The 22,591-nt window shown below is 43.1% G+C and carries 17 protein-coding genes; 9 read left to right on the top strand and 8 right to left on the bottom strand.

Annotation, left to right across the window (positions count from 1 at the left end; translation table 11 throughout):
- Positions 1-462: 462 nt before the first annotated feature.
- The 3 genes from BV214_RS05030 to BV214_RS05020 are packed head-to-tail and all read right to left on the bottom strand — an operon-like array spanning position 463 to position 3,753.
- A complete protein-coding gene (locus BV214_RS05030) occupies positions 463-1,380 on the bottom strand; it encodes a hydroxypyruvate isomerase family protein (protein ID WP_086476405.1) in 918 nt (305 codons plus the stop codon).
- Positions 1,381-1,393: 13 nt separating this feature from the next.
- Positions 1,394-2,041, bottom strand: coding sequence for a gluconate 2-dehydrogenase subunit 3 family protein (locus tag BV214_RS05025; RefSeq protein WP_086476404.1), 648 nt, complete (start codon positions 2,039-2,041; stop codon positions 1,394-1,396).
- The gene (locus tag BV214_RS05020; protein WP_086476403.1) at positions 2,041-3,753 is read right to left on the bottom strand and encodes a GMC oxidoreductase; all 1,713 of its coding nucleotides are present in this window, start codon (positions 3,751-3,753) and stop codon (positions 2,041-2,043) included. Before BV214_RS05020 ends, BV214_RS05025 begins: the two co-directional genes overlap by 1 nt.
- 135 nt (positions 3,754-3,888) lie before the next feature.
- Between BV214_RS05020 and BV214_RS05015 the strand changes: the two genes are divergently transcribed.
- From BV214_RS05015 to BV214_RS05005, 3 genes are all read left to right on the top strand, one after another.
- Positions 3,889-4,878: a sugar phosphate isomerase/epimerase family protein gene (locus tag BV214_RS05015; protein WP_086476402.1), complete on the top strand. Its 990-nt coding sequence runs from the start codon at positions 3,889-3,891 to the stop codon at positions 4,876-4,878.
- Positions 4,879-5,126: 248 nt separating this feature from the next.
- A complete protein-coding gene (locus tag BV214_RS05010) occupies positions 5,127-6,356 on the top strand; it encodes a nucleoside permease (RefSeq protein ID WP_086476401.1) in 1,230 nt (409 codons plus the stop codon).
- Positions 6,357-6,374: 18 nt separating this feature from the next.
- Entirely contained in the window at positions 6,375-7,511 is a 1,137-nt protein-coding gene (locus BV214_RS05005; RefSeq protein ID WP_086476400.1) for a Gfo/Idh/MocA family protein, read from the top strand.
- Between the two features lie 69 nt (positions 7,512-7,580).
- Here BV214_RS05005 and BV214_RS05000 read toward each other — a convergent pair whose 3' ends face one another.
- Complete coding sequence (locus tag BV214_RS05000; protein WP_086476399.1) at positions 7,581-8,048, bottom strand: ASCH domain-containing protein; 468 nt, start codon at positions 8,046-8,048, stop codon at positions 7,581-7,583.
- A gap of 468 nt (positions 8,049-8,516) precedes the next feature.
- On the opposite strand from BV214_RS05000, the gene BV214_RS04995 reads away from it, so the two are divergent.
- From BV214_RS04995 to nadD, 6 genes are all read left to right on the top strand, one after another.
- Positions 8,517-9,569 (top strand): sugar phosphate isomerase/epimerase family protein, encoded by a 1,053-nt coding sequence (locus tag BV214_RS04995; RefSeq protein WP_086476398.1) that lies wholly within the window; start codon positions 8,517-8,519, stop codon positions 9,567-9,569.
- A 100-nt stretch (positions 9,570-9,669) separates the two neighbouring features.
- Positions 9,670-10,440 carry a 3-keto-disaccharide hydrolase gene (locus tag BV214_RS04990; protein WP_086476397.1) on the top strand — a complete coding sequence of 257 codons (771 nt, stop codon included), beginning with the start codon at positions 9,670-9,672 and terminating at the stop codon, positions 10,438-10,440.
- A gap of 19 nt (positions 10,441-10,459) precedes the next feature.
- Positions 10,460-11,290, top strand: coding sequence for a 3-keto-disaccharide hydrolase (locus tag BV214_RS04985; protein ID WP_394334914.1), 831 nt, complete (start codon positions 10,460-10,462; stop codon positions 11,288-11,290).
- Positions 11,291-11,764: 474 nt separating this feature from the next.
- On the top strand, positions 11,765-12,622 hold the full coding sequence (locus BV214_RS04980) for a YicC/YloC family endoribonuclease (RefSeq protein WP_086476396.1): 858 nt from the start codon (positions 11,765-11,767) through the stop codon (positions 12,620-12,622).
- Entirely contained in the window at positions 12,622-13,209 is a 588-nt protein-coding gene (gene gmk / locus BV214_RS04975; protein WP_086476395.1) for a guanylate kinase, read from the top strand. Before BV214_RS04980 ends, gmk begins: the two co-directional genes overlap by 1 nt.
- Positions 13,210-13,281: 72 nt before the next feature.
- Positions 13,282-13,872, top strand: a complete 591-nt coding sequence (gene nadD, locus BV214_RS04970; protein ID WP_086476394.1) for a nicotinate (nicotinamide) nucleotide adenylyltransferase — start codon at positions 13,282-13,284, stop codon at positions 13,870-13,872.
- Positions 13,873-13,984: 112 nt separating this feature from the next.
- Here nadD and BV214_RS04965 read toward each other — a convergent pair whose 3' ends face one another.
- The 4 genes from BV214_RS04965 to BV214_RS04950 form a co-directional block, all read right to left on the bottom strand.
- On the bottom strand, positions 13,985-15,382 hold the full coding sequence (locus BV214_RS04965; RefSeq protein ID WP_086476393.1) for a SusD/RagB family nutrient-binding outer membrane lipoprotein: 1,398 nt from the start codon (positions 15,380-15,382) through the stop codon (positions 13,985-13,987).
- Positions 15,383-15,393: 11 nt separating this feature from the next.
- Positions 15,394-18,594: a SusC/RagA family TonB-linked outer membrane protein gene (locus BV214_RS04960; RefSeq protein WP_086476392.1), complete on the bottom strand. Its 3,201-nt coding sequence runs from the start codon at positions 18,592-18,594 to the stop codon at positions 15,394-15,396.
- 10 nt (positions 18,595-18,604) lie between these two features.
- Positions 18,605-19,852 (bottom strand): M14 family metallopeptidase, encoded by a 1,248-nt coding sequence (locus tag BV214_RS04955; protein ID WP_086476391.1) that lies wholly within the window; start codon positions 19,850-19,852, stop codon positions 18,605-18,607.
- Between the two features lie 416 nt (positions 19,853-20,268).
- Entirely contained in the window at positions 20,269-22,536 is a 2,268-nt protein-coding gene (locus BV214_RS04950; protein WP_086476390.1) for an inorganic phosphate transporter, read from the bottom strand.
- Between the last annotated feature and the right edge of the window lie 55 nt (positions 22,537-22,591).

Here is a 22,591-nt window from a genome sequence, read left to right as displayed (position 1 = left end):
CGCCAATGTTTAGTAGGATTGATAATCACGACTAACCCGTCGGTATTGGAATTTTTCTTGTGAATGGGTTTCGGGGGAACTACCTAACGCAAGGAAAAACCATGCTGGTAATTCATAACTACTTTGCATTAATTGGGTCGTACGTTTTGGCGTATTATTAAAATAGGGACTTAACTTTTTAGGGCTCCTAAAGTCAATTACCTCAGGGCAAGCCCGCCTATTCAGTTCGGGCAAGCCCGCCTAGACAAGTTCGGGCAAGCTCACCTGAACGGTATGGACAGTCCCTCCTAGGAGCATTTAAAAACAATCTCATATAGTGTGATAACAAAGGACATGGAATACAATTGCTGTATTCCATGTCCTTTGTTTTCTTCGTCGCTTCATGTGGCACAGCTGCTAGCATATTATCGCCATTCAGGGAGTCCTTTCTAAAAAACCTTAGTTAACAGTATGGTTGCAGGTTTATAAGAAGTTGTCTACCTCTTTATACGCATTGATTACGGCTAGGTCCCCTTCCTTGTTGGGTCTGGAGTTGCCGTGTTCCATACCAACCACTCCTTTAAATCCTTTATCATATAAGTATTTAAAGACATTTTTATAATTGATTTCCCCAGTGGTAGGCTCTTTTCGGCCAGGATTATCGCCTACCTGAATATAGGCAATTTCATCCCAGGTAAGATTCATATTGTGGATGAGGTGGCCTTCATTCTTCTGCATATGATATATGTCGTACAGAATTTTACAGGAGGGACTGTTTACTCCTTTACAGATTAAATAGGTTTGTTCTGAAGTCTGTAAGTGAAGGTCCGGAGAATCTGAAAGAGGTTCCAATACCATCACCAAACCATGGGGCTCCAGTATTTCGGCGCCTTTTCTTAGGGCTTCAATTACATTGGCATTCTGTATTCCTATGGGAAGGCTTCGGTCATAGGCGCCAGGAACTACGGTCATCCATTTGGCATTAACGCGTTTGGCAACCTCTACCGCCCTTCTACAGCCATCCAGAAAAATATCTACATTTTCCTTTTTGCCGGCCGCCAAAGTATTGGCCATGTTGCCTCCTTTGTCTATTACAAAAACTCCCATGGTCATATTAAGCTTTGCCAGGGTATCCCCAATCTTGGTTTGTAGGGCCACATCCCTACCCATCATTCCATTGTCTTCCAGCGCGGTAAAACCCTGCTCGGCCATGAAATGCAATTGGTCAATGGGATCGTTGCCAGCAACGTTCCTGAACATGCCAAAGTGTGGGGCGTATTTAAGGTTAAACGTATGTTTATTTTGTCCTTGGCCAAACGGGGAACCGTAAGCTAAGGATCCCCCTAAGGTAACCGCCCCACTGCTGAGGGCGGTTTTTTGTATAAAATCTCTTCTTCTCAATTTGCAATATATTTTAGAGCGACCATGCTTTGCCACCGGTTAATTCCTCTAAGTCTCCGCAAGCGATATACTCACCTGGAACAGGCATATATGCCAGCACGTTTTCCCCTACATATTCGGAGGTCTTATACCCCCAAATGGTTAACCCTCGTAAATTGTTGGCAAAGGCAAACCTGGATACTTCGTCGTCTAAGGAAGCGGTTTTTTGTTCCCGAACGGCCTCGGTATAGGCAGAGATCAATTCAAAATATTTAGCCTGCTCTTCTTTGGAAGTGCTGAGTGCAGCAGCCAATACCGGTTCTAAATCTTCGGCGGTAAGGTTGTCCTTACTGGTTTTTCCAGAATCCGCTAGGGCTTTGTCTATAAACTTGCCCATGCTCATTTTAAGGAGTTCCTTTTGTTCGGGCTCCATAATTTCGTTTGCAAAGCGATCAATAAAAAGATGCACCTGCACTTCGGAGGCCGAAGGCGTGTCCGTTTTTGGAAGAATGATGTCTACCAAAGTGGTGAGTACCGTCCCCTCTTCCTTACTTAGGAAGTCTGGGGTCCATACCAAGGCGGTATCTTGTTTACAGCTTTGTACTAGGGTCAATAATGTGGGGGTGGCCACTACGTATCCTAGTGACAGCCCCATGTTCCGTAATGCTTTTCTTCTATCCATTATAGATTTCCTTTTTTAAGTTCTTGGGCGGCGTGGTTAGCAGCCCTGGCCGTAAAGGCCATATAGGTTAAAGAGGGGTTTACACAACTTGCAGAAGTCATAAAAGACCCGTCCGTTACGTATACATTGGGAACGGCATGTATTTGGTTGTGGCCGTTTAACACCGATGTTTTTGGGTCCCTGCCCATCCTGGCGGTTCCCATTTCATGGATGCCCAGCCCTAGCGCTCCCGGGTTGTCGTACGATTGTACATCCCGCAGCCCCGCTTTGGTTAGCATTTCTACGGCCTGCTCCTTCATTTCCTTACGCATATTCCACTCGTTCTCCTTAAACTCCGCGTCAAAAGTAACGGTGGGTAGGCCCCATCCATCCAGCTTATCGTAATCTAAGGTCATACGGTTGTCCTCGTAGGGAAGTACTTCTCCAAAGCCCATCATTCCAAAGGTCCAGCCCCCTGGCTTCAAAATGGCTTCCTTTAAATCTTTACCGTGGGAAACCTCGGCGATGGTTTCTTCCCAGTTCCCCCTGCTGGCACCTCCTTGGTAACCAAAACCACGGATATAATCCTTGGCATTGGATTTTCCCCCTAGATTCTTGAATCTTGGAATATAAATGCCGTTTGGTTTTCTACCCTTATAGTATTTATCGTCAAATCCATCAAATTTACCGCTTGCTCCAACACCTAAATGGTGGTCCATAATGTTTCTTCCCAATTGGTCCGAATCGTTCCCCAGTCCATTGGGGAAGCGGTCCGATTTGGATTGCATTAATATGGCGGTAGAGGCTATGGCCGAAGCACAAAGGAAGATCACCTTGGCTTTAAACTCATAGGTCTCCTTGGTCACTCTATCAATAACCTTTACCCCACTGGCCTTCTTGGTATTGGGATCGTAGATTACCTCGGTAACGATGGAATCTGGTCTTAAGGTTAGATTTCCGGTGCGTTCGGCTGCCGGAAGCGTAGAGGAATTACTACTGAAATAGGCGCCAAAAGGACAACCTCGTATACATCTGTTTCTAAACTGACATTTAGTACGGCCTTCAAACTCTTTGTCGCCCGTAATATGCGCCACCCTACCTGCAGTGACCACTCTGCCGTCAAAATTTTCGGCAACTTTTTCCCTAAAGTGTTGTTCTACACAGTTTAAATCCATCATGGGCAAAAACTGGCCATCCGGAAGTTGCGGCAAGCCCAGGTTTTCACCACAGACGCCTATATAAGATTCCACCTTGTCGTACCAAGGGGCAATATCCTTGTATCTAACGGGCCAATCCACGGCAATGCCATCCTTCTTATTGGCTTCAAAATCGATGTCCGACCAGCGGTAACTATGTCTTCCCCAGGTGAGGGAACGCCCCCCAACATGGTAGCCCCGCATCCAGTCGAATCGCTTGGTTTCATTGTAAGGGTGTTCCAAATCATTGACAAACCAATGGTTGTGTGGTTTCTTTACCGTATAACCGGTACGGGCTTGTTTAAGTTGCTTGGCCTTTTCCTCGGGGGTCAGTTCCCCATTGTTTGGAAAATCCCAAGTGTCCATATTTGCCGTGGTGTAATCCTCAATGTGATTGACCATTCTCCCTCTTTCCAACACCAGTGTTTTAAGTCCGTTCTCGCACAGCTCCTTAGCAGCCCAACCTCCGCTAATCCCCGTACCTACGACGATAGCGTCGTAAGACTCTTGCTCTTCGTTATAATAAAATTTGCTCATCTGGAAAATTGTTTGTTTAATATAGTTGTTAAATATAGAATTAATTTTCTACATTTAAACCTTGTATTTGTTAATAGATCGGTACTACAACGTTGTAGTTATCGATGAATCTTAAATTTAATATAATAAAAGAAAATGAAAGGTAAAAACTTGAAGCTCAATGGGTTTAAATTAGTGATGGCATTATTGTTCGTAGGGATGCTATCTTGTAAAGATGCTCCAAAAGAACAGGCAAAGGATACGGAGAGCGTAGCGGCGACCGCTAGCTCCGAAGAGCCATTCTTTAAACTTTCCTTAGCACAATGGTCAATGCACAGAATGATCAGAAACGAAGGAGTAGATCCTTACTCTTTTGCCGAAAAAGCGAAGGAATGGGGGTTTTCTGGTTTGGAGTATGTAAGCGGATTGTATTATGATGAATTGAAAAAATCCAATTTCTCCCAAGAGGCGATGGATGCCTTTGTTGCAAAAAATAATGAGCTAAGTGAAAAGTACGGTTTAAAGAACCTGCTGATTATGATAGATGGTCAAGGTAATTTGGCTACACCGGATGCGGCAGAGAGAAAAGCGGCAGTAGAAAATCATTACAAGTGGGTAGATGCTGCTGCAGCCATGGGTTGCCATGCTATTAGGGTAAATCTTGCTGGAAGCAACGATCCCGAAGAGTGGGTAGCTAGTTCTGTAGACGGACTTACCCAATTGGCTACTTATGCTAAAGATAAGAACATCAACGTGCTGGTAGAGAACCATGGCGGACTTTCTTCCAATGGGGCTTTATTGGCCGAGGTAATGACCAAAGTTGGTATGGAAAACTGTGGAACACTTCCAGATTTTGGAAATTTCTGTATCGAAAGAACTGCTTCTGGATGTGCCGACATGTACGATCCTTACAAGGGAATGAAAGAACTAATGCCACATGCCCTAGCGGTAAGTGCCAAGTCCAACGTTTTTGACGAGGAGGGGAACGAGAGAAATCTTGACTATCGCAGAATTTTGAAGATAGTGAAGGATGCTGGCTATACCGGGTATATTGGTGTAGAGTACGAAGGTGGTGAATTAAGTGAAGAAGAAGGTATATTGGCCACTAGGGATCTGCTTATAAAAGCAGGGAGTGAGCTTAATTAAGCACTCCTAGTAGGTATGTAGACTCCGTTAAGGGGTTTGTTCGCAACCAAAATAAAATTTAAGGAGTGCAATGACCTGAATTATAGTTCGTAAACGGTCATTGCGCTCTTTGGTTTTAAAGAGGTGGCTTCCATAGGGAGGGGAGCGTGCATGCCTGGACCATAATTAACCAGCCATAGCCCGGTTTAACCTATGCAGTTAGACGCGGGCAAATTAAGACCGTCATTTAAATTAATAAATATTAACGTATGAATTTAAGAATTAAGTCACAGCTCTCTTTTATGATGTTCCTGGAGTTTTTTATCTGGGGAGGCTGGTTTGTTACCTTGGGCACCTTTTTGGGCAATAATCTCAACGCCACTGGTGCCGAAACGGCCATGGCATTTTCCACACAGAGCTGGGGGGCCATAATTGCGCCGTTTATTATCGGTCTAATTGCAGATAGGTATTTTAATGCGGAACGTATCCTGGGGATTCTGCATTTGTTGGGGGCGGTATTGATGTATCAAATGTATACGTCGGTAGACTTTGCTTCTTTTTATCCCTATGTGCTGGGGTATATGATCGTCTATATGCCTACCTTGGCGTTGGTGAACTCCATTTCCTTTAACCAAATGAAAAATCCGGCCAAGGAATTCTCCTTTGTTCGTGTTTTTGGTACCATAGGGTGGATTGTTGCAGGTTTGGTTATTAGTTATGTGTTTGTGTGGGATTCCGAAGCCGCTAGGGAAGCGGGGATGTTAAGGAATACCTTCCTAATGGTAGCTATTGCTTCGGCCGTGTTGGGGCTTTTCAGTTTTACCTTACCAAAAACGCCCCCAAAAGTTAATAAGAACGAAAAGCCTTCCCTATCCGAAATTTTGGGGTTGGATGCCTTAAAACTATTAAAGGATAGAAACTTTTTAATTTTCTTCGTCTCTTCTATTTTAATATGTATTCCGCTTGCGTTTTACTATCAAAATGCCAACCCTTTCTTATCCGAAATTGGGATGGAAAACCCTACTGGGAAAATGACCATCGGACAGGCGTCGGAAGTATTGTTTATGTTATTACTTCCTTACTTTTTTAAGAGGTTTGGAATTAAGAAGACGCTTATTGCCGGAATGTTGGCATGGACCGTTCGGTATTTGTTATTTGCCTTTGGGGATGCGGGAGACCAAGCGTATATGTTGCTTATAGGAATTGCGTTACACGGAATTTGTTATGATTTCTTCTTTGTTTCCGGGCAGATCTATACGGATTCCAAGGCAGGAGAAAGATATAAAAGTGCCGCACAAGGCCTAATTACCTTGGCTACCTACGGAGTGGGTATGTTGATAGGGTTCTGGGTTGCAGGAGAAATTACCGATAGTTATATTATAGAAGAAGGAGTGCATAGCTGGGTTGATATTTGGACCTTTCCTGCTATTTTTGCATTTGGGGTGATGATCTTGTTCACCATATTTTTTAAGAACGAAGAAGTTGAGTATAAAGAATAAATCAGTAAAAATAATCATATGGCTAAAAAAATAAGATTAGGTATTTTAGGAGGAGGGGGCGATTCCCTTATCGGAATATTGCACCGGGTAGCTTCTCAAATGTATGATAATTATGAAATTGTGGGAGCGGTTTTTAACCCCAACCACGAAGAGAGTCTTGCCTTTGCCAGGGAGATAGATATTCCTACCAATAGGATTTATAAGGATTTTGACACCTTGGTGGAGGAAGAATTAAAATTGCCCAAGGAAGAGCGTATCCAGGTATGTTCTATTCTTACACCAAATTTCCTGCATTTTCCAATGGCCAAAAAATTATTGGAGAACGGTTTTCATGTAATTTGTGAAAAGCCTTTTACCACCACCTATGAGGAGGCGCTAGTTTTACAGGAGGCCCAGGCAAAAACCAACGCTATATTGGCTATTACCCACACCTATACGGGGTATCCTATGGTGCGTCAGATGCGAGAAATGATTAAGGCAGGAGCCATTGGAAAAGTCCATAAGGTAGATGTGCGTTATTATCAGGGATGGATAAATTCTATTATCCACGATAAGGAAAAGCGATCCACTGTTTGGCGCTTAGATCCTAAAAAAGCAGGTATCAGTTCCTGTATTGCAGATATTGGGGTGCATGCCTTTAATATGGTGGAGTATACCACCGGATTGAGAATAAAGTCTATTTTGGCCGACTTTAATTATCTGTACGATGATAATCAAATGGATGTAGATGGTACTATTTTAGTGCGTATGGACAAGCATGTAAAGGGAATTGTACGTGCTAGTCAGGTTGCCACCGGAGAAGAGAATGGTCTTGCCATTGCCATCTACGGGGACAAAGGCGGATTAAGATGGGAGCAGGAGAATCCAAATTACCTGAAGGTACAGAGCGATACGGAGCCCTTGCAGATTTTTAAACCAGGACACGCCTATAACTCTGAACTGTCCTTAGACGGTACTAAGTTACCTCCAGGGCATCCAGAAGGAATATTCGATGCTATGGGTAATATCTATAAAGGGGTAGCTAGGGCTATCCGCGGAGAAGAATACAATGATGGAGAGTTCCCTCCAATGTTGGATGCGGTCCGTGGAATGGATTTTATAGAAAGTACCGTGGAATCTAATAAAAAAGGAAATGTTTGGGTAGATCTTAAATAAGGATTACCACTCAAAAACCAAAAAAGGCTGCCAAACTAGGCAGCCTTTTTTTTGTGCAAACTTGTGCGCTTACCCATATATTTTTTCGAAATTTACACAGACTATAATCATGCTTTCCTGTGGGGAGCGGCCATGGTGCGCTAGTTCTTCGGAAAAATAATCCCAATAGGTCTTTTTCCATTCCTCAAGGGAGCTAAATCCTTCGCGCCTGCTATGGTCCGCTGTAATACTGTACCACGGTTTTAGCGTGAAGCCCGTAATTTGCACTACACATTGGGCGCTGCCCCGGCCATCGACTACAATTAAAAACGATCCGGTTTTTGGCAATGACTCCTGCCTACATTGTAGTCCCACTAAGGAGTACGAAGTAGCTGTTTTGCCGTGATTGAGTACTAAAGAGGCGTGCCTGTCGGCGTCCTGTTCGTTTTCAAAAAATTGAAGGGTGCCCTCTGCTTCCAAACCGGCAAATTCTGGATGGGCTTCCACAAAGGTTTCCCATAAATTTCTAGCTGATCTATTTTCCATCGTTGTATGCATCACTTCTTTTTATTTCACCGATAAATTGCGCTTACTCCCTAGGTAGTTAAAGTCTTGTTGTTCAGTTTAATGGGGGAGGTTGTTGTTGTGAAGACCCTGTTGGTTTCCATGGTGGGTGTTAAGCCGACTTTTATCGTTGGTTGATTCCATGCTTTATTATTCTGATTATTCTTGGGGTTTCCTTATATTTATGACTTCGCTTTGGCGAAACAATTGTTTATTGTTCTTTAAATATAGGGTTAAAATATTAAATATATTAACCTAAAAAGGCAATTTAATAGTTGATAAGAACAATAAAGAGGGAAGAGAAAATAGGCGGAAGGAAATGTTGGCAAACTCATTATTGGATCGTGGAGATGTGCGTTAAGAAGTAAATTAGGGAGCTTATTGGGTTGCATCCTTATTATTCACTTAAGGGACATATTCGCTTCAATGCTTTTGGAAACAATTAATTATAGATAAATATACATGAAAACAATTAAGGGGCCAGCCGTATTTTTGGCACAATTTATAGATGAAAAAGCGCCGTTCAATTCTTTGGATGGTATATGTAAATGGGCATCCGATCTGGGGTATAAGGGAATACAGATACCTACCTGGGTAGATTTTCTGATAGACCTAGATAAGGCAGCAGAGAGTCAGACTTATTGTGACGAGCTTAAAGGAAAGATCAACTCCTATGGGTTGGAAATTACCGAATTGTCTACGCATTTGCAGGGGCAATTGGTAGCAGTACATCCTGCCTATGACACGATGTTCGATAGTTTTGCGCCAGAGAACATGAGGAATAACCCCAAAGCTCGTACAGAATGGGCAATAGATAGAGTGAAAAAGGCGGCAACCGCCAGCCGTAGGTTGGGATTAAAAGCGCATGCTACTTTTTCCGGATCCCTATTATGGCATACCATGCACCCTTGGCCACAGCGCCCTGCCGGTTTGGTGGAAATGGGCTTTGAGGAATTGGCCAATAGATGGCTTCCCATTCTTAACCACTTTGATAAGGAGGGGGTAGACGTCTGTTATGAGATCCATCCAGGGGAAGACCTTCACGATGGGGATACCTTTGAGCGCTTTTTGGCAGCTACCGGAAACCATAAAAGGGTAAATATACTTTACGATCCAAGTCATTTTGTGCTTCAGCAACTAGACTATATCGCGTATATAGACCACTACCACGAGTTTATAAAATCGTTCCACGTGAAGGATTCCGAATTTAACCCTACAGGAAAGAAAGGTATGTTCGGGGGCTATAACGATTGGGGAAATCGAGCTGGGAGATACCGTTCCTTGGGGGATGGACAGATAGATTTTAAAACCATTTTTTCCAAACTTACCCAGTACGGATGTGATGTGTGGGCAGTAATGGAGTGGGAATGCTGTATAAAAAGTCCAGAGCAAGGAGCAAGGGAAGGTGCTAAATTCATCCAAGACCATATTATTGAGGCCACCGAAAAAACATTTGATGATTTTGCAGGAGCCAAAACAGACAAAGAAATGCTTAAACAAATATTGGGACTATAATCGTATCGGAATATATTCGGGATGCGAATAAAGCTATGTGAACTTCATTGCCGCTAGGCGAGTTTACATAGGGTCATTAAAAACTTATAAAAATCTACCTATGAAAAACTTATTATATACTGCCTTAATTGCTGTTTTGGTGATGGGCTGCAAGGAAAAAAAGGAAAAAGACGGGGCGTTGCCAGATTCGGACGTCACTACAAATACGGAAACAGCTGCCAGTGCATCCGAAAACTCGGGAGAATGGCAGGTGCTTTTTGACGGGACCAATTTTGATTCTTGGAAGCGATATTTAGAAGAAGGCGTTGGTGAGGCTTGGAAAATAGAGGATAACGCAATGGTGTTCTATCCGCCTAAAGAGCGTAAAAAAGGGGAGAAGTATAACCTAGTGACCAAGGAGAGCTTTACCAATTTTGTTCTTTCCCTAGAGTGGAGAATCTCTGAAGGGGGAAATAGCGGAATCTTTTGGGGAGTGAAAGAAATAGAGAGCTTGAACGAGGCCTACCTTTCTGGACCAGAGATTCAAGTCTTGGACAATAAAAAACACCCCGATGCCAAAAACGGACCTATCCGTCAGGCAGGCGCTTTGTACGATATGGTTGGGCCTAGTGAAGATGTTACCAAGCCGGCTGGGGAATGGAATACCTGCGTGCTTACAGTAAACCACAAAACCAATGAAGGCAGTGTGGTCCTCAATGGCAAGGAGATTATTAACTTCCCGGTAAATGGGGAAGGATGGGAAGCCTTAGTGGATAAATCCAAATTTAAGGGCTCCGATCATTTTGGGAAATATCCAACCGGAAAAATTGGTCTGCAAGACCATGGAGATATCGTTGCCTATAGAAATATAAAGATCAAATCTTTGGACTAAGTCAAATAACCATACTTTTATGAAACTTACTTTTACGTATATCCCACTTTTTTTATTGCTTTCCGTCGCCTGCAAGGAAAAGGTAACGGTAGATGCCATGGAACCCATTGCATCTAATATGCAATCCAATGAGCGAGTGGTTCATGAGGAATATAAGGGTGCCGAGCCTACCACACCCGAAGAAACGGAAGTGTACAAGCCTATACCCCCTGTGGTAAAGTCTACCCCTGCTTTTCTAGAGCCCCCAAGTGATGCCATTGTGCTTTTTGATGGCGATAACTTAGATAATTGGGTGAGTACCAAGGATGGCTCCAAAGCCAAATGGCACGTGAATTCGGATGGGAGCATGACGGTTGCCGATAAAACTGGGGACATTCAGACCGTTCAGGATTTTGGAAGCATTCAATTGCACCTAGAGTGGAAATCTCCCAAGGATATCCAGGGTGAAAAACAGAGTAGGGGCAATAGTGGGGTGTTTTTACAAGGCTTGTATGAGGTTCAAATATTGGATAATAACGATAATGACACCTATGTAAACGGGCAAGTAGGCTCCATTTATAAACAACATACGCCCCTAGCCATGGCATCGGTACCTAGTGGGGAGTGGAATAGTTATGATATCATCTACCATGCTCCGGAATTTAATGAGCAGGGCGATAAAACAAAATCTGGCACTATTACCGTTATCCACAACGGGGTGGTGATACAAGACCATGTAGAGATAAAGGGAACTACTCCTTATGTGGGATGGCCTAAAAATCCACCACATGGAAAAGGCCCCCTAAGACTACAAGACCATGGGGATAACAGTAGGGTAAGTTTTAGAAATATTTGGGTTAGGGAATTGTAATTCAATTATAAGGGAGCTTTTTATAGCAACAACTAGGCTTTTTTGATAGCCGACAAGTGTAAATAAAGTTATGCTGTAAAAAGCTCCTTCCCAAATAATGGTCAAAATACTACAAGTCGCTAGCCTCCTAACGACTTGTATAAGTATAGAATTTAAGTGGTTATAGGTGAAGTGGGTGCTTCAGGTTGTTCATGCCTAGGTACCTACTTTGCTTTAGTATGTGTTATTACTTCTAATAGTCTTATGCCCTGTACCTACCATTGCTTCTGTGGGGCAAATTTGGAGGGTAGCGTCTAACGGCATTTGTGAAGGTCCCCCCAGGTATCCCTGTAAATCTGCTAAAAGCATAATCTATAGGGCTGTTAGCGTTCCATGTGATAGACGTATCACAAGTAGCACAATCCTTGATTATACCCTGGAATGGAGGGTGAAAAATCTAATTTGATTACATTTGTCAAAATTTAAATTTATTTTATGATTCAATCCATGACGGGTTTTGGGAAGCATGTGATACAACTTCCATCCAAAAAGATCACCATAGAGATCAAATCCCTTAACAGCAAAAGTCTAGATTTAAACACCAGGATTCCTTCGGCTTACCGGGAAAAGGAATTAGAGCTGCGTAAAACCATCGCTAGTTCACTAGTGAGAGGGAAGGTAGACTTTGGTCTATATGTTGAAAACACGGGTGTAGAGACTTCTTCGGTGGTTAATGAGGCCGTAGTGAAGCAGTATATGCAGCAGTTAGGTGGAATTGTACCTGGAAATGATATGGCATTGTTGGAAATCGCAATGCGTATGCCCGATACCATGAAAACGGAAAGGGAAGATATAGATGAAGAAGAGTTTAAGGTTATAAAAGAGGGATTGGTCTTGGCCTTAAAGGAAATTAATGCCTTTAGAACGGAGGAAGGAAGGGTCTTGGAAAACGATTTTGAAGCCCGTATCACCAATTTAAAGGAGTTGCTTTCCCAGGTCACGGAAATGGATAAGGATAGATTGCAAACCGTTAGGGAGCGATTGGAGAAGGCGATTGCAGATATAAAGGAAAATGTAGATGCCAATCGCTTTGAGCAGGAGTTGATCTATTATTTGGAGAAATATGATATTACCGAAGAAAAGGTAAGATTGCAAAACCACTTGGATTATTTTACTACTACCCTTAATTCTGTGGATTCTAACGGTAAAAAATTAGCCTTTATTGGACAAGAAATCGGTAGGGAAATAAACACCATTGGGTCCAAGGCTAACTTTGCGCCCATGCAACAGTTGGTGGTGCAGATGAAAGACGAATTGGAAAAAATTAAGGAACAAATGCTCAACGTATTATAATGAAAGGAGGAAAGTTAATTATATTTTCAGCACCATCCGGGAGTGGTAAGACTACTATAGTAAAACATCTTTTAAAGCAACCAGAACTTAATTTGGCTTTTTCCATATCTGCCACCTCCAGACCAAGGCGAGGTGAGGAGAAACACGGGGAGCATTATTATTTTATGGACTTGTCCGAGTTTAAGCAACATATAAAGGAGGACAATTTTTTGGAATGGGAAGAGGTATACCGAGATAACTTTTACGGTACCCTAAAGAGTGAGGTAGAGCGTCTCTGGGCCGAAGGAAAGAATGTAATCTTTGATATTGATGTGGTAGGGGGCTTACGGATTAAAAAGAAGTTCCCGGAACAGACCCTTGCCGTTTTTGTGAAGCCCCCTAGCGTGGATGAACTAAAAATAAGGTTAAAGAAACGAAGTACGGAATCCGAGGACAAAATTAATATGCGAGTTGCCAAGGCTTCTGTAGAACTGGCAACGGCACCACAATTTGACCGTATTATAAAGAATTACGACCTAGAGGTAGCGTTGGAGGAAGCACATCAGTTGGTGGCCGATTTTGTAGGGGTAACCCCAAAAGCTACATAGATTACTCAGTACTGTTAGTACTGGAGAGGGTATAAACGGTTATTTTAAAATGATAAAGGACTTATAGCACACATGAAACAGAAACGGGTGGGTTTGTTTTTTGGGACGTTCAACCCCATACATATAGGCCATATGGTAATTGCGAACCATATGGCAGAATTTTCGGATTTGGATGAGGTGTGGTTTGTAATTACCCCCCAAAGTCCATTTAAAACCAAAAAGACCTTATTGGAGAACCACCATCGGTACCAATTGATCTATGAGGCAGTTACCGATTATCCCAAATTGCGGCCCAGCGATATCGAGTTTAATCTACCGCAGCCTAATTATACCGTGCATACCCTGGCTCATATATCCGAAAAGTACGGGGATAAATATCACTTTTCCCTTATTATGGGCGAGGATAACCTAAAAGGGTTCCATAAATGGAAAAACTATGAGGTTATTCTGGAGAATCACGACATCTATGTTTATCCAAGAGTTTCTGAAGGGAAAACGGATACTCAATTTCAGGGACATCCCAAGATACATCATATTGCAGCTCCCATTATGGAGATATCCTCTACCTTTATTCGTAAACAAATAAAAGAGGGTAAAAATATACGGCCTATGCTAACTGAAGCTGTTTGGAAATATATCGATCATATGAATTTTTATCGCTAGGCGTAGCAGCGAGCTAAACAACCTCCGGAAAAGGTATTCTATTCCTATCAACCATAATAAAAAGGCTCCCAAAACCTAGGTTTTGGGAGCCTTTTAGGTTCTACTTTTTTGGTTACTGATTTAGCGAAGTTTTTTGGAAAAGGTCTGGTATGGGGCTTGGGGCATTGGGATTCCCATCGATCTCGTCCTGTGCAATTAAAAACCTTTCTGGATAAGCATTGCCTGCATTTATAGGAAGCGGCATGGCGATATCCGGATCGGTAGTCCGTATGCGTCTAAAATCATCAAAAGGAGTTAAGGTGCCAAAGCCCGTTACGTATTTTTCCTCCATAATTTCGCGTAAAAGGGCCTTTCCTGCCTCTATATTGTCTGAGTTCATCATGCCACCGGCATCAAAATCGGCCGCAACATAGGCATCGTATTGAAAGGTTAGGCCGGGATCTCCTTTAAAGGCATTGCCGGTATTTAAATACTGTCTTAAGGTGTTTAAATGGCCTAGAGCCTCCTCAAAACTCACCGTTCTATAAGCGGTTTCCGCTAGGATCATTAAATTTTCCTCATAGGTCACCAAGGGCATGGTGGCATGTGCGGCGCTTAGTCTGTTGTCATTAATTGCGGCATTATCCAGAATAAGATAATCGCGCCTTCTACTTTCATCAGTCTTGGGATTGTTCCGGGAATTGGGGTTGTCTTTATCCAGCAAGTCCTGTAGAAATGAACCATTGGATGTAAGGTCGCCCGCCCTACTTCCTCTCAAAATTAGGTTGTAGAGGCTACTATTCTCATCCGTGGAACCGTAATCACTGTACGCTGCGGCATACCGTAGGGAGTTTTCCGCAGATTGCACGCCTAACAGCGCACTTTGATAGGCCTGGTCGTATTGTCTTGTCATTAAAAAATAACGCGCCTTTAAGCTGTGGGCTACTTGTATCCATGCCTTTGGATTTCCTCCCAAAAAGATGTCATCCTGAAATCTTCTGGACTCTGGTACCATGTTTAATTGGGAAATAGCAGTGTTTAAGACGGATTGTGCCGCCTGCAGCACTGCTTGCTGTCCGTCAAAAATTGGATTTTCTGCTACGCCTACTTCGCTATAGGGAACATCTCCAAACATGGAGGTAAAACTACCTATGGCATGTGCCTCCAGAATATTGGAAATTCCTTTTAAAAGGTTGTCATTGGAGGTTTCCTGAATGATGTCGTTTTGGGTCATCACTCCGTGGTACATAAAAGCCCATATGCCGTTAGAATCTTCGGGAGAGATAATATAATCGTTGATTCTACCATAGAGGTTGTCCACACCCCTCATCTGGCCCGTCCAAAATTGGGAAATTCTCATGAGGTGTCCGGATTGGATCTGTACATTGGCCAGCTCCATACCCTTTAGGAGTAGTTCTGGCGGGACATCGGTGGCTACATTGGGATCCTCGTTTACATCCAAATAACTTTCGCAGCCTACAAGGGATAGAAGCAATGTTATGCTCACTAGCTGTTTTATATATTTTTTCATCGCTAATATTTTTAATAATTAATATTAATTCCAATAACCACAGATTTAGAGCTAGGGTTGGTAAAGTAATCCAGGCCTTTTCCCACGCCTGCACCAAACTGATTTACATCTGGGTCTATCCCCTTAACCTTGGTCCACAAGGCAATGTTCCTTCCCGTGAGGGAGAACTGTACGGATTCCAGTCCTATCCGCTTCATTAAGTCGCCCTCCAGGCTATAGGCTAGGCTTAGTTCCCTTAATCTGGTCCAGCTGGCATCGCCTATGGCAAACTCGTTAATTACAGACCCTCCAAAGCCTCCTCCCAGGGAGGTATACCAGCTTTGGTCCAATAGTACCGGCCCGCCGCCAAAGTCCATTACATTGCCCCGTACCGTGCTTCCGGCCGTTATAAGGTCCCCGTCCGCATTCAGTAGGTTTTGGGAAAGGGTAACGTCGTTGCCAACATCTGCATGGGTACCAAAACCGTATAGAACATACTTTGTCCTTTCCCCTATATCATTACCCTGACTGGTTTCGAACAATACATTAAGGGATAGGCCTTTCCAATTTGCACGTAGCCCTGCAGCGCCACGCCAATCCGGGTTGGGGTCGCCCAGCACCTTATCCCCAGAGGTATCTAACTGCGGAAAACCGTTTTCATCCAGGTTTAGACTACCATCCGGATTTTTTAGGGCCGCACTTCCCAAGAGAACGCCCAAGGGCTCTCCCAATACGGCGCTGGATTTAATGGAAGATCCTGGGGTGAGGTCTACGGAAGCAACTCCTCCCAGGTCTGTTACTTCATTTTTATTGCCAAAGACGTTCCCGTAGATACTGAGGGAAAGGTGCTCTTTTTTCAGGAAATTATAGTCAAATTCCACTTCATACCCCCTATTCTCCAAGGAAGCTACGTTCCCGGAGAAGGTGTCAAAGCCAGAGGAGGGGTTAAGGTCTAGGTTCAAGATCATGTCATTGGTCTCATTGTAATAATAGGTTCCGGATAGGCGTATGCGATTTCTAAAGAAACGAAGATCCATTCCCAATTCGTACTCCTTCTTTCTTTCAAATTTCAGCAGTGGATTTCCCTGGTCGTCATTCAATCTAAAGCCCCCACCAAAGGCAGTAAGGGAAATACCATCGGAATAGGAAGAGTAGGTGGCGGTCTCGTACCCAGTTTCCCAACCATGGGCATCGGGTGCCAATCCTACCTCTCCATAGGCCAATCTAAGCTTGGCAAAAGAAAGGGCGCTACTAGGTTCTAGGTTAAGTAAGTTACTCCATTTAAAGCCCAATTCTGCACTGGGGTAAACCAATGCTTCGGAACTGGAAGAAGCGTCCTCATGGGTAAGTCCCAAATTTAGGTTTAACAGATCGTCATAGTCAAAACTGGTCTGCCCATAAAAGCGTACGTTTCTTATTTTGGTTTTCCTTTCTATAACATCCTTGTTGGCGGCTATGGACGGATTTTGTAGTCGGCTGTTGTAGAGGAAATCGATTGCCTCTACATACAACTGCTTTCTGTCCCTATCGTTTATGGCAGCGCCAAAGGTGGTTTTATTCGTTATTTTATCCCCTAGGGAAAAATTTAGCATGGAGATAAGATCGGCGGATATCTCCGTATTGTTGAAAATTTCGTTTTGGTACCTCCCGTTATTGGCTCCATCTGCCGAAAACATAGGGAAGAAATATACCCGATCATCATTGTAGGTGTCCAGGCCGCCCCGTAGAATAAAGGCTAACCAAGGAGTGGCCTTGATATTAAAATCAACGGAACCAAAGACGCGGTCTACTGCGGTTTCACTAGTTACTTCGTTCACCGTCCATAAGGGGTTGTTGTACGTGGGATTTTGGGTATTTCCTAAATATCTTCTATAGGATCGGTGGCGAAGCGGTACCGGATTCCCGTTGCTGTCATAATAAGTGCCTATGTAGTCCGAAATATCAAAATCTGGTGGGGTGCGTAACAATCCCAAGTAGATACCAGCTGTGTTGGAGCCTTGTTGTATTCTGTTGGATTTGCTGTTGGTATAGGAAACCTTGGCCGAGGAGCTTAGCCAATCATTAAACTTATACGTATTTCCAATGGTAAAAGTATTCTTGTAATAATCCGAGGCTTTTATGATTCCCTCCTGGTTTAAATGGGAAACGCTAAAGTAAAAGGTGGCGCGTTCACTACCACCGGAAACATTGAGCTTAATGTCCTGGGCGATTCCATCATTGAATACCCTGTCAAAATTCCTATCGGAATAGATGGCGTTGCTATTCTTTTGGGTGATGGGGTAATATAAGGTGCCGTCCTGTGCCTCAAAATATTGACCGCTAGTGTCCAATACATCGGCTGCTCCAGACCGGTCCGAGATACGATCGCCCCAAGAGTTGGCACTGGTTGGGCTATAGTTGCCATTGGATCCTTGTCCAAAACTTTTCTGTAAGGGGTGCCTTCTATTTATTTTATCAATAGAGACCGAAGAGCTCAAAGAAACCGCCATCTTTCCTTCTTTTCCCCTTTTGGTGGTGATCACTATCACTCCACCTAGCGCCCTAGAGCCGTAAATGGCACCTGCGGAGGCCCCTTTAAAGACTTGGATAGATTCTATGTCGTCTGGGTTAATGTCGTTTAAACGCGATTGCTGGGATACTCCACCGTCCGAATCACTCCCCAAGCCTTCCAAATTGCTATTGTTAATGGGAATACCGTCTACTACAATAAGCGGCGCACTCCCATTAATGGAACTCACCCCTCGGATCTGTATGGTAGATCCTGCACCAGGATCGGCACTGGTGCCTGTTATGCTTAAACCTGCAGCCTTCCCGGCCAAACTGTTTACCAAGGTGGGTTCCTTAGAGCGCAGGGCGCTTTCTGCTCCAATAACCGAATAGGTAGAGGCCACATTGTCCCGTTTTTCCTTAAATCCCAGTACGGATACCACTACCTCGTCCAAGGCTTGTGCATCTTCCTGTAATACCACATTGATAGTGGTGTTGGTTCCAACGGCAATTTCCTGGGATTTGTAACCCACATAGGAGAAGAGCAGGATATCCCCTGTTGCTGCATCAATGGAATAATTTCCATCAAAGTCACTGGTGGTCCCTTGGTCGGTGCCTTTAATAATGATGGATGCCCCAGGTAGGGGGCCTGCTCCATCACCTACATTTCCTGTTACGGTCACTTGGGCCTGGCCCAGTCCTACAAGGAATAGTGTAGCGATTAGAAAAATTAATTGTTTTTTCATTGAAATGGTTTTAGTTATTCATGTTTACTAGTATTCTCATCATTTCCTGGGCAGATACCCTACCCTTTAAGGCGATAAAGTCCCGTGGGGTATCATCCCCAATTTCATAAGTGATTCCTATAGCCTTAAATCTGTTTAAAAACCAGCCCTTGGATACTGGCTTGGTGCTGGTGCTACTTTTTTCATTTACCGTATAATTGGGAATGTTATTTTCCAAACCAGCAAACCACTGTGGTAGAAAATTGGGAATGGTAGTGCCTTCCCGCTGGTCATTGGTATAAAATACATCATACCAGGTGGAGTGGAAATCGAGACCCAGAAGTACCTTTCCTTGGTCTTTTTTTAGGACTTCCTCAATGGTAGAGACTACCTGTCTTATCTCTGGTTGTCGGTATTTGGACCAGTCCCTATTTAAATCTACCCCGCCGGCATTATGTCTCCAGTGGCCTAGGTCTACCCCATCGGGATTCATAATGGGAAAGGCCATGACCCGATACTTGTTTAGGAAGGACTTGGAAAGGGCAGAATGGTCTAAAATGGTTTCCAAAAAACTTTGAAAGGCCATAAACCCGGTGACCTCTGGTGGGTGCTGCCGTGTTATAAGTATTACAACGTCTTTTCCCTTAGCACTGCCTTGGTAGAGATCTAGATAGGGGATGTCTCTATTTCCTGGGGTGCTTCCTGCACTTTTTAAACGTACCGCGGTGGGGTTTGTATTTGCCAGCCCCGTATACCAGTCCTTGGTAAGCTTACTGTTATAGATTTCTTGTGCGGCGATAAGTGTGGTGTCTGGGGATACCTTCACTTTAAGGGTGAAAATAGAATCCCTAAAGGAGTACTGGGACGAATCTACTATGGTCCATGGTGCTCCGTTTTGTTTAAGTTTTGGGATGTACCGATGTTTATATCCCTTTGGGTAATGAAAGGTAAAGTAGACCGGTTTTTGATGGTCTGCCCATGTTTTAAATGCATAATAGGGACTATTGTTTATAGGTTGGTTTTCTGGTTGAATATATAGGGTGATGGTAGAATCATTGGTTTTTTGAAATCCATTGAGTCTTGCCCCAGCAAAAGTGTTGTCCAAATACAGCCCCAGCTCAGGTATTGCTAACAACTGCTTTTTTTGATAGGTAATTGGCCTGGTTTCAGTATCTACCGGCTCTGGGAATTTTATTCGTTTGGGGCCCGAGCAGTTGGTAAGGGTCGCCAATGCAATAATTGCTACAACTACTTTGTTAAAAGCTGGTCTTGAGTACATTGGGTGTGGTTGGTTTTAGTTTTTAACAAATAATTAAGACTAAGTGAAGTTAGAAAAAGATTTAATACGGCAATATTATTTTTTCACTTTTTTGTATTTTTTTGACTCCAATAATGAGAATGTTGCGGATAGATAATAGGATTATTGCTGTAATCGGAGGTATTGTTTAAAAATACTGAGGGAATGTTAAGGAGGGACTTGTGGTTGGTAATCGGAGTTAGGATATAGGGAAAAGTGGCGGGTGGTTTAGGAGAAACCTGCCATTATACTCAAAAGGATTTTATATAAGGTATAGACTGGTTGGAGTTTTCTAGAAACAAAGAAAGAAAAAAGGGGGACTGTAGAGAAGTTGATAAAAAAAAGGCAACCCATGCTAAGCTTGCACAGGTTGCCTTTTTGATTTAAAATTGGGAAGCCTACACTTCTACTTTGGCGGGCTTCACCGTACTGTCATGTTCTTGGTAGTATAATTCCAATAAATTCATAGTGGCGTTTATAAAATCCTTTGTTTCCAAGAGAATGGTAAAGTAAAGGGTAGTGTTCTTGGGGCTCGATTCTTCTGTACGAGTCCTTGCGATCTGTTTTTCAATCTTCTGGGAGACCATATCTAACAGCGTCTGCTTACTACCTAATATAGATCCTATCTGGGTGAAATTACGGGTTTCAAAAGCTTCCTTGGTCTCGCTAAGCAATAAGTCTAACTTCTGATCTATTTCCTTAATTTCCTTTATCTGGTTGTACTTCAACTTCTTGTGGTTGTTGTTGATGTGCTTGTGGCTAATCTTGGACAGGTACTCCAGGGATTGGGTCATATCCTGTAAATAACCTAAAATATTAATGTAGAAGTTACTTGCACCAACACTTGCCTCATCTAGGTTTTTAATGAAGAAGAAGATGTGGTCTCTTAATTCATCTACCTCGTTGGATAGTTTTACCACCTGCTTCTTGTTTTTCTTAAGCAAGTCTAAATCTTGCTTTGCTAAACCGTTGATGGTATTGGTGTATATCTTATTACCTCTTTTGGCAACATTAGATATATTATTGGCACTTTCTTCAATAACTCCTTGTATAGAGCTGCTTTCCGCTTTTCTCAAGCTATCCTCAGCACTAATTTCCTTGGATTTTTTGTTGTGGGAAATATAGTTGCGAACCAATAAAAGTACCGCAATCAACAATAGGATGGCCAGCATAGAAGGGACGTGAATATTGATTAGGTAAGCGATGACCGCCGCTGAGACGAATGCCATCAATGCAGTAAAAAACCAACCGCCAATTACATTTAGTACTCCGGCAACCCGGTAAACAGCACTTTCTGCACCCCACGCCCTATCGGCCAAGGAAGTACCCATGGCCACCATAAAGGTTACGTAAGTAGTAGATAACGGTAATTTGTAAGAGGTTGCAATGGAGATTAATACCCCGGCTACCATAAGGTTTACCGCTGCCCTAATAATATCGAAAGCGGGCATCTCAAAGGTCTTATCCTTAGAAAGGGCTATGACTGGCTTCTCAAAATTGGCATCAATTTTTTTCTTTAAGGAAGCAGGTGTAATAGCATCTGCACCGGCAGATATTAGCATGGCTCCCCTTACAATACTTCTTGACAAAAAGTTGGGTTGAAAACGCTCTTTGGATTCCCCTTCACGGGATAGGTTAATTTCTGTTTGGGTAACATAGCGCGCCTTTTTAGAAAACCAAAGGGTAAGCACCATTGTTATTCCTGCCCCGAACAAGAGGTAGGTAGGGGTAGCAACCTTGTTGGCAAGAATACCCATATTAAATTGATCGGCCGCTATTCCAGATGCCTGCCAAGCCTCAAAAGATTGCCAAGCGGCTATTGGTACCCCAATAAAGTTCACCAAGTCGTTCCCCGCAAAGGCAAGCGCTAGGGCAAAGGTACCTGCAATAATAATAAGTTTGTAACTGTCGTATTTAAAGAAGGCAGTTAATAGGTAAGAAATTAGGGACCATAACGCAAGGCTCCCAATTATAATGCCTGCAGTGTGGTTTTGGGTAAATTCTAATACACTGTCGCTTACAAAGGAAGCACCCTTTAATCCTTTGATCAATATAAAGTAGGTAATGGCCGTTAGTGCTGTTCCGGCAAATAAGGCGCCTATCCATTTTGCCTTTCTCCTAAAATTAAAGGAGAGCAATAAGCGGGAAATATACTGTACAAAGGCACCCACCGAGAATGCGATGACCACCGAGAGCAGAATTCCCAGGATAATTTCTGTGGCTTTGGAGGTATTAATGTAGTTGAATACTTCCACATAGCTTCCAGAAGCGGCCCCTATTTTTATAAGCGCCATGGCTACCGAGGCCCCCAATAGTTCAAATACGATAGAAACCGTAGTGGAAGTGGGCATCCCTATGGTATTAAAGAAGTCTAACAGTAGGATGTCTGTAATCATGACCGCCATAAAAATGATCATAATCTCGTTAAACATAAACTCGCTGGGATTAAAGATCCCCTTTCGGGCTACCTCCATCATTCCTGAGGAGAAAATGGCCCCTACGGCAATTCCAATGCTCGCTACCACCATAATAGTCCTAAAAGAAATCGCTTTAGAACCAATGGCAGAGTTTAAAAAGTTCACTGCATCATTGCTCACCCCTACTATCAAATCGGCAATTGCCAAAAAGACAAGGGCTATTATCATCAAAAAGTAAATATCATCCATAGTTGTTAAGATAAATGTTTGCAAATATCCAAAGTGAATTGGTCACTAATGTTAT

This window comes from Arenibacter amylolyticus (assembly GCF_002150785.1).
Lineage (GTDB): Bacteria > Bacteroidota > Bacteroidia > Flavobacteriales > Flavobacteriaceae > Arenibacter > Arenibacter amylolyticus.
This window is presented reverse-complemented; position numbering and strand designations above follow the sequence as displayed.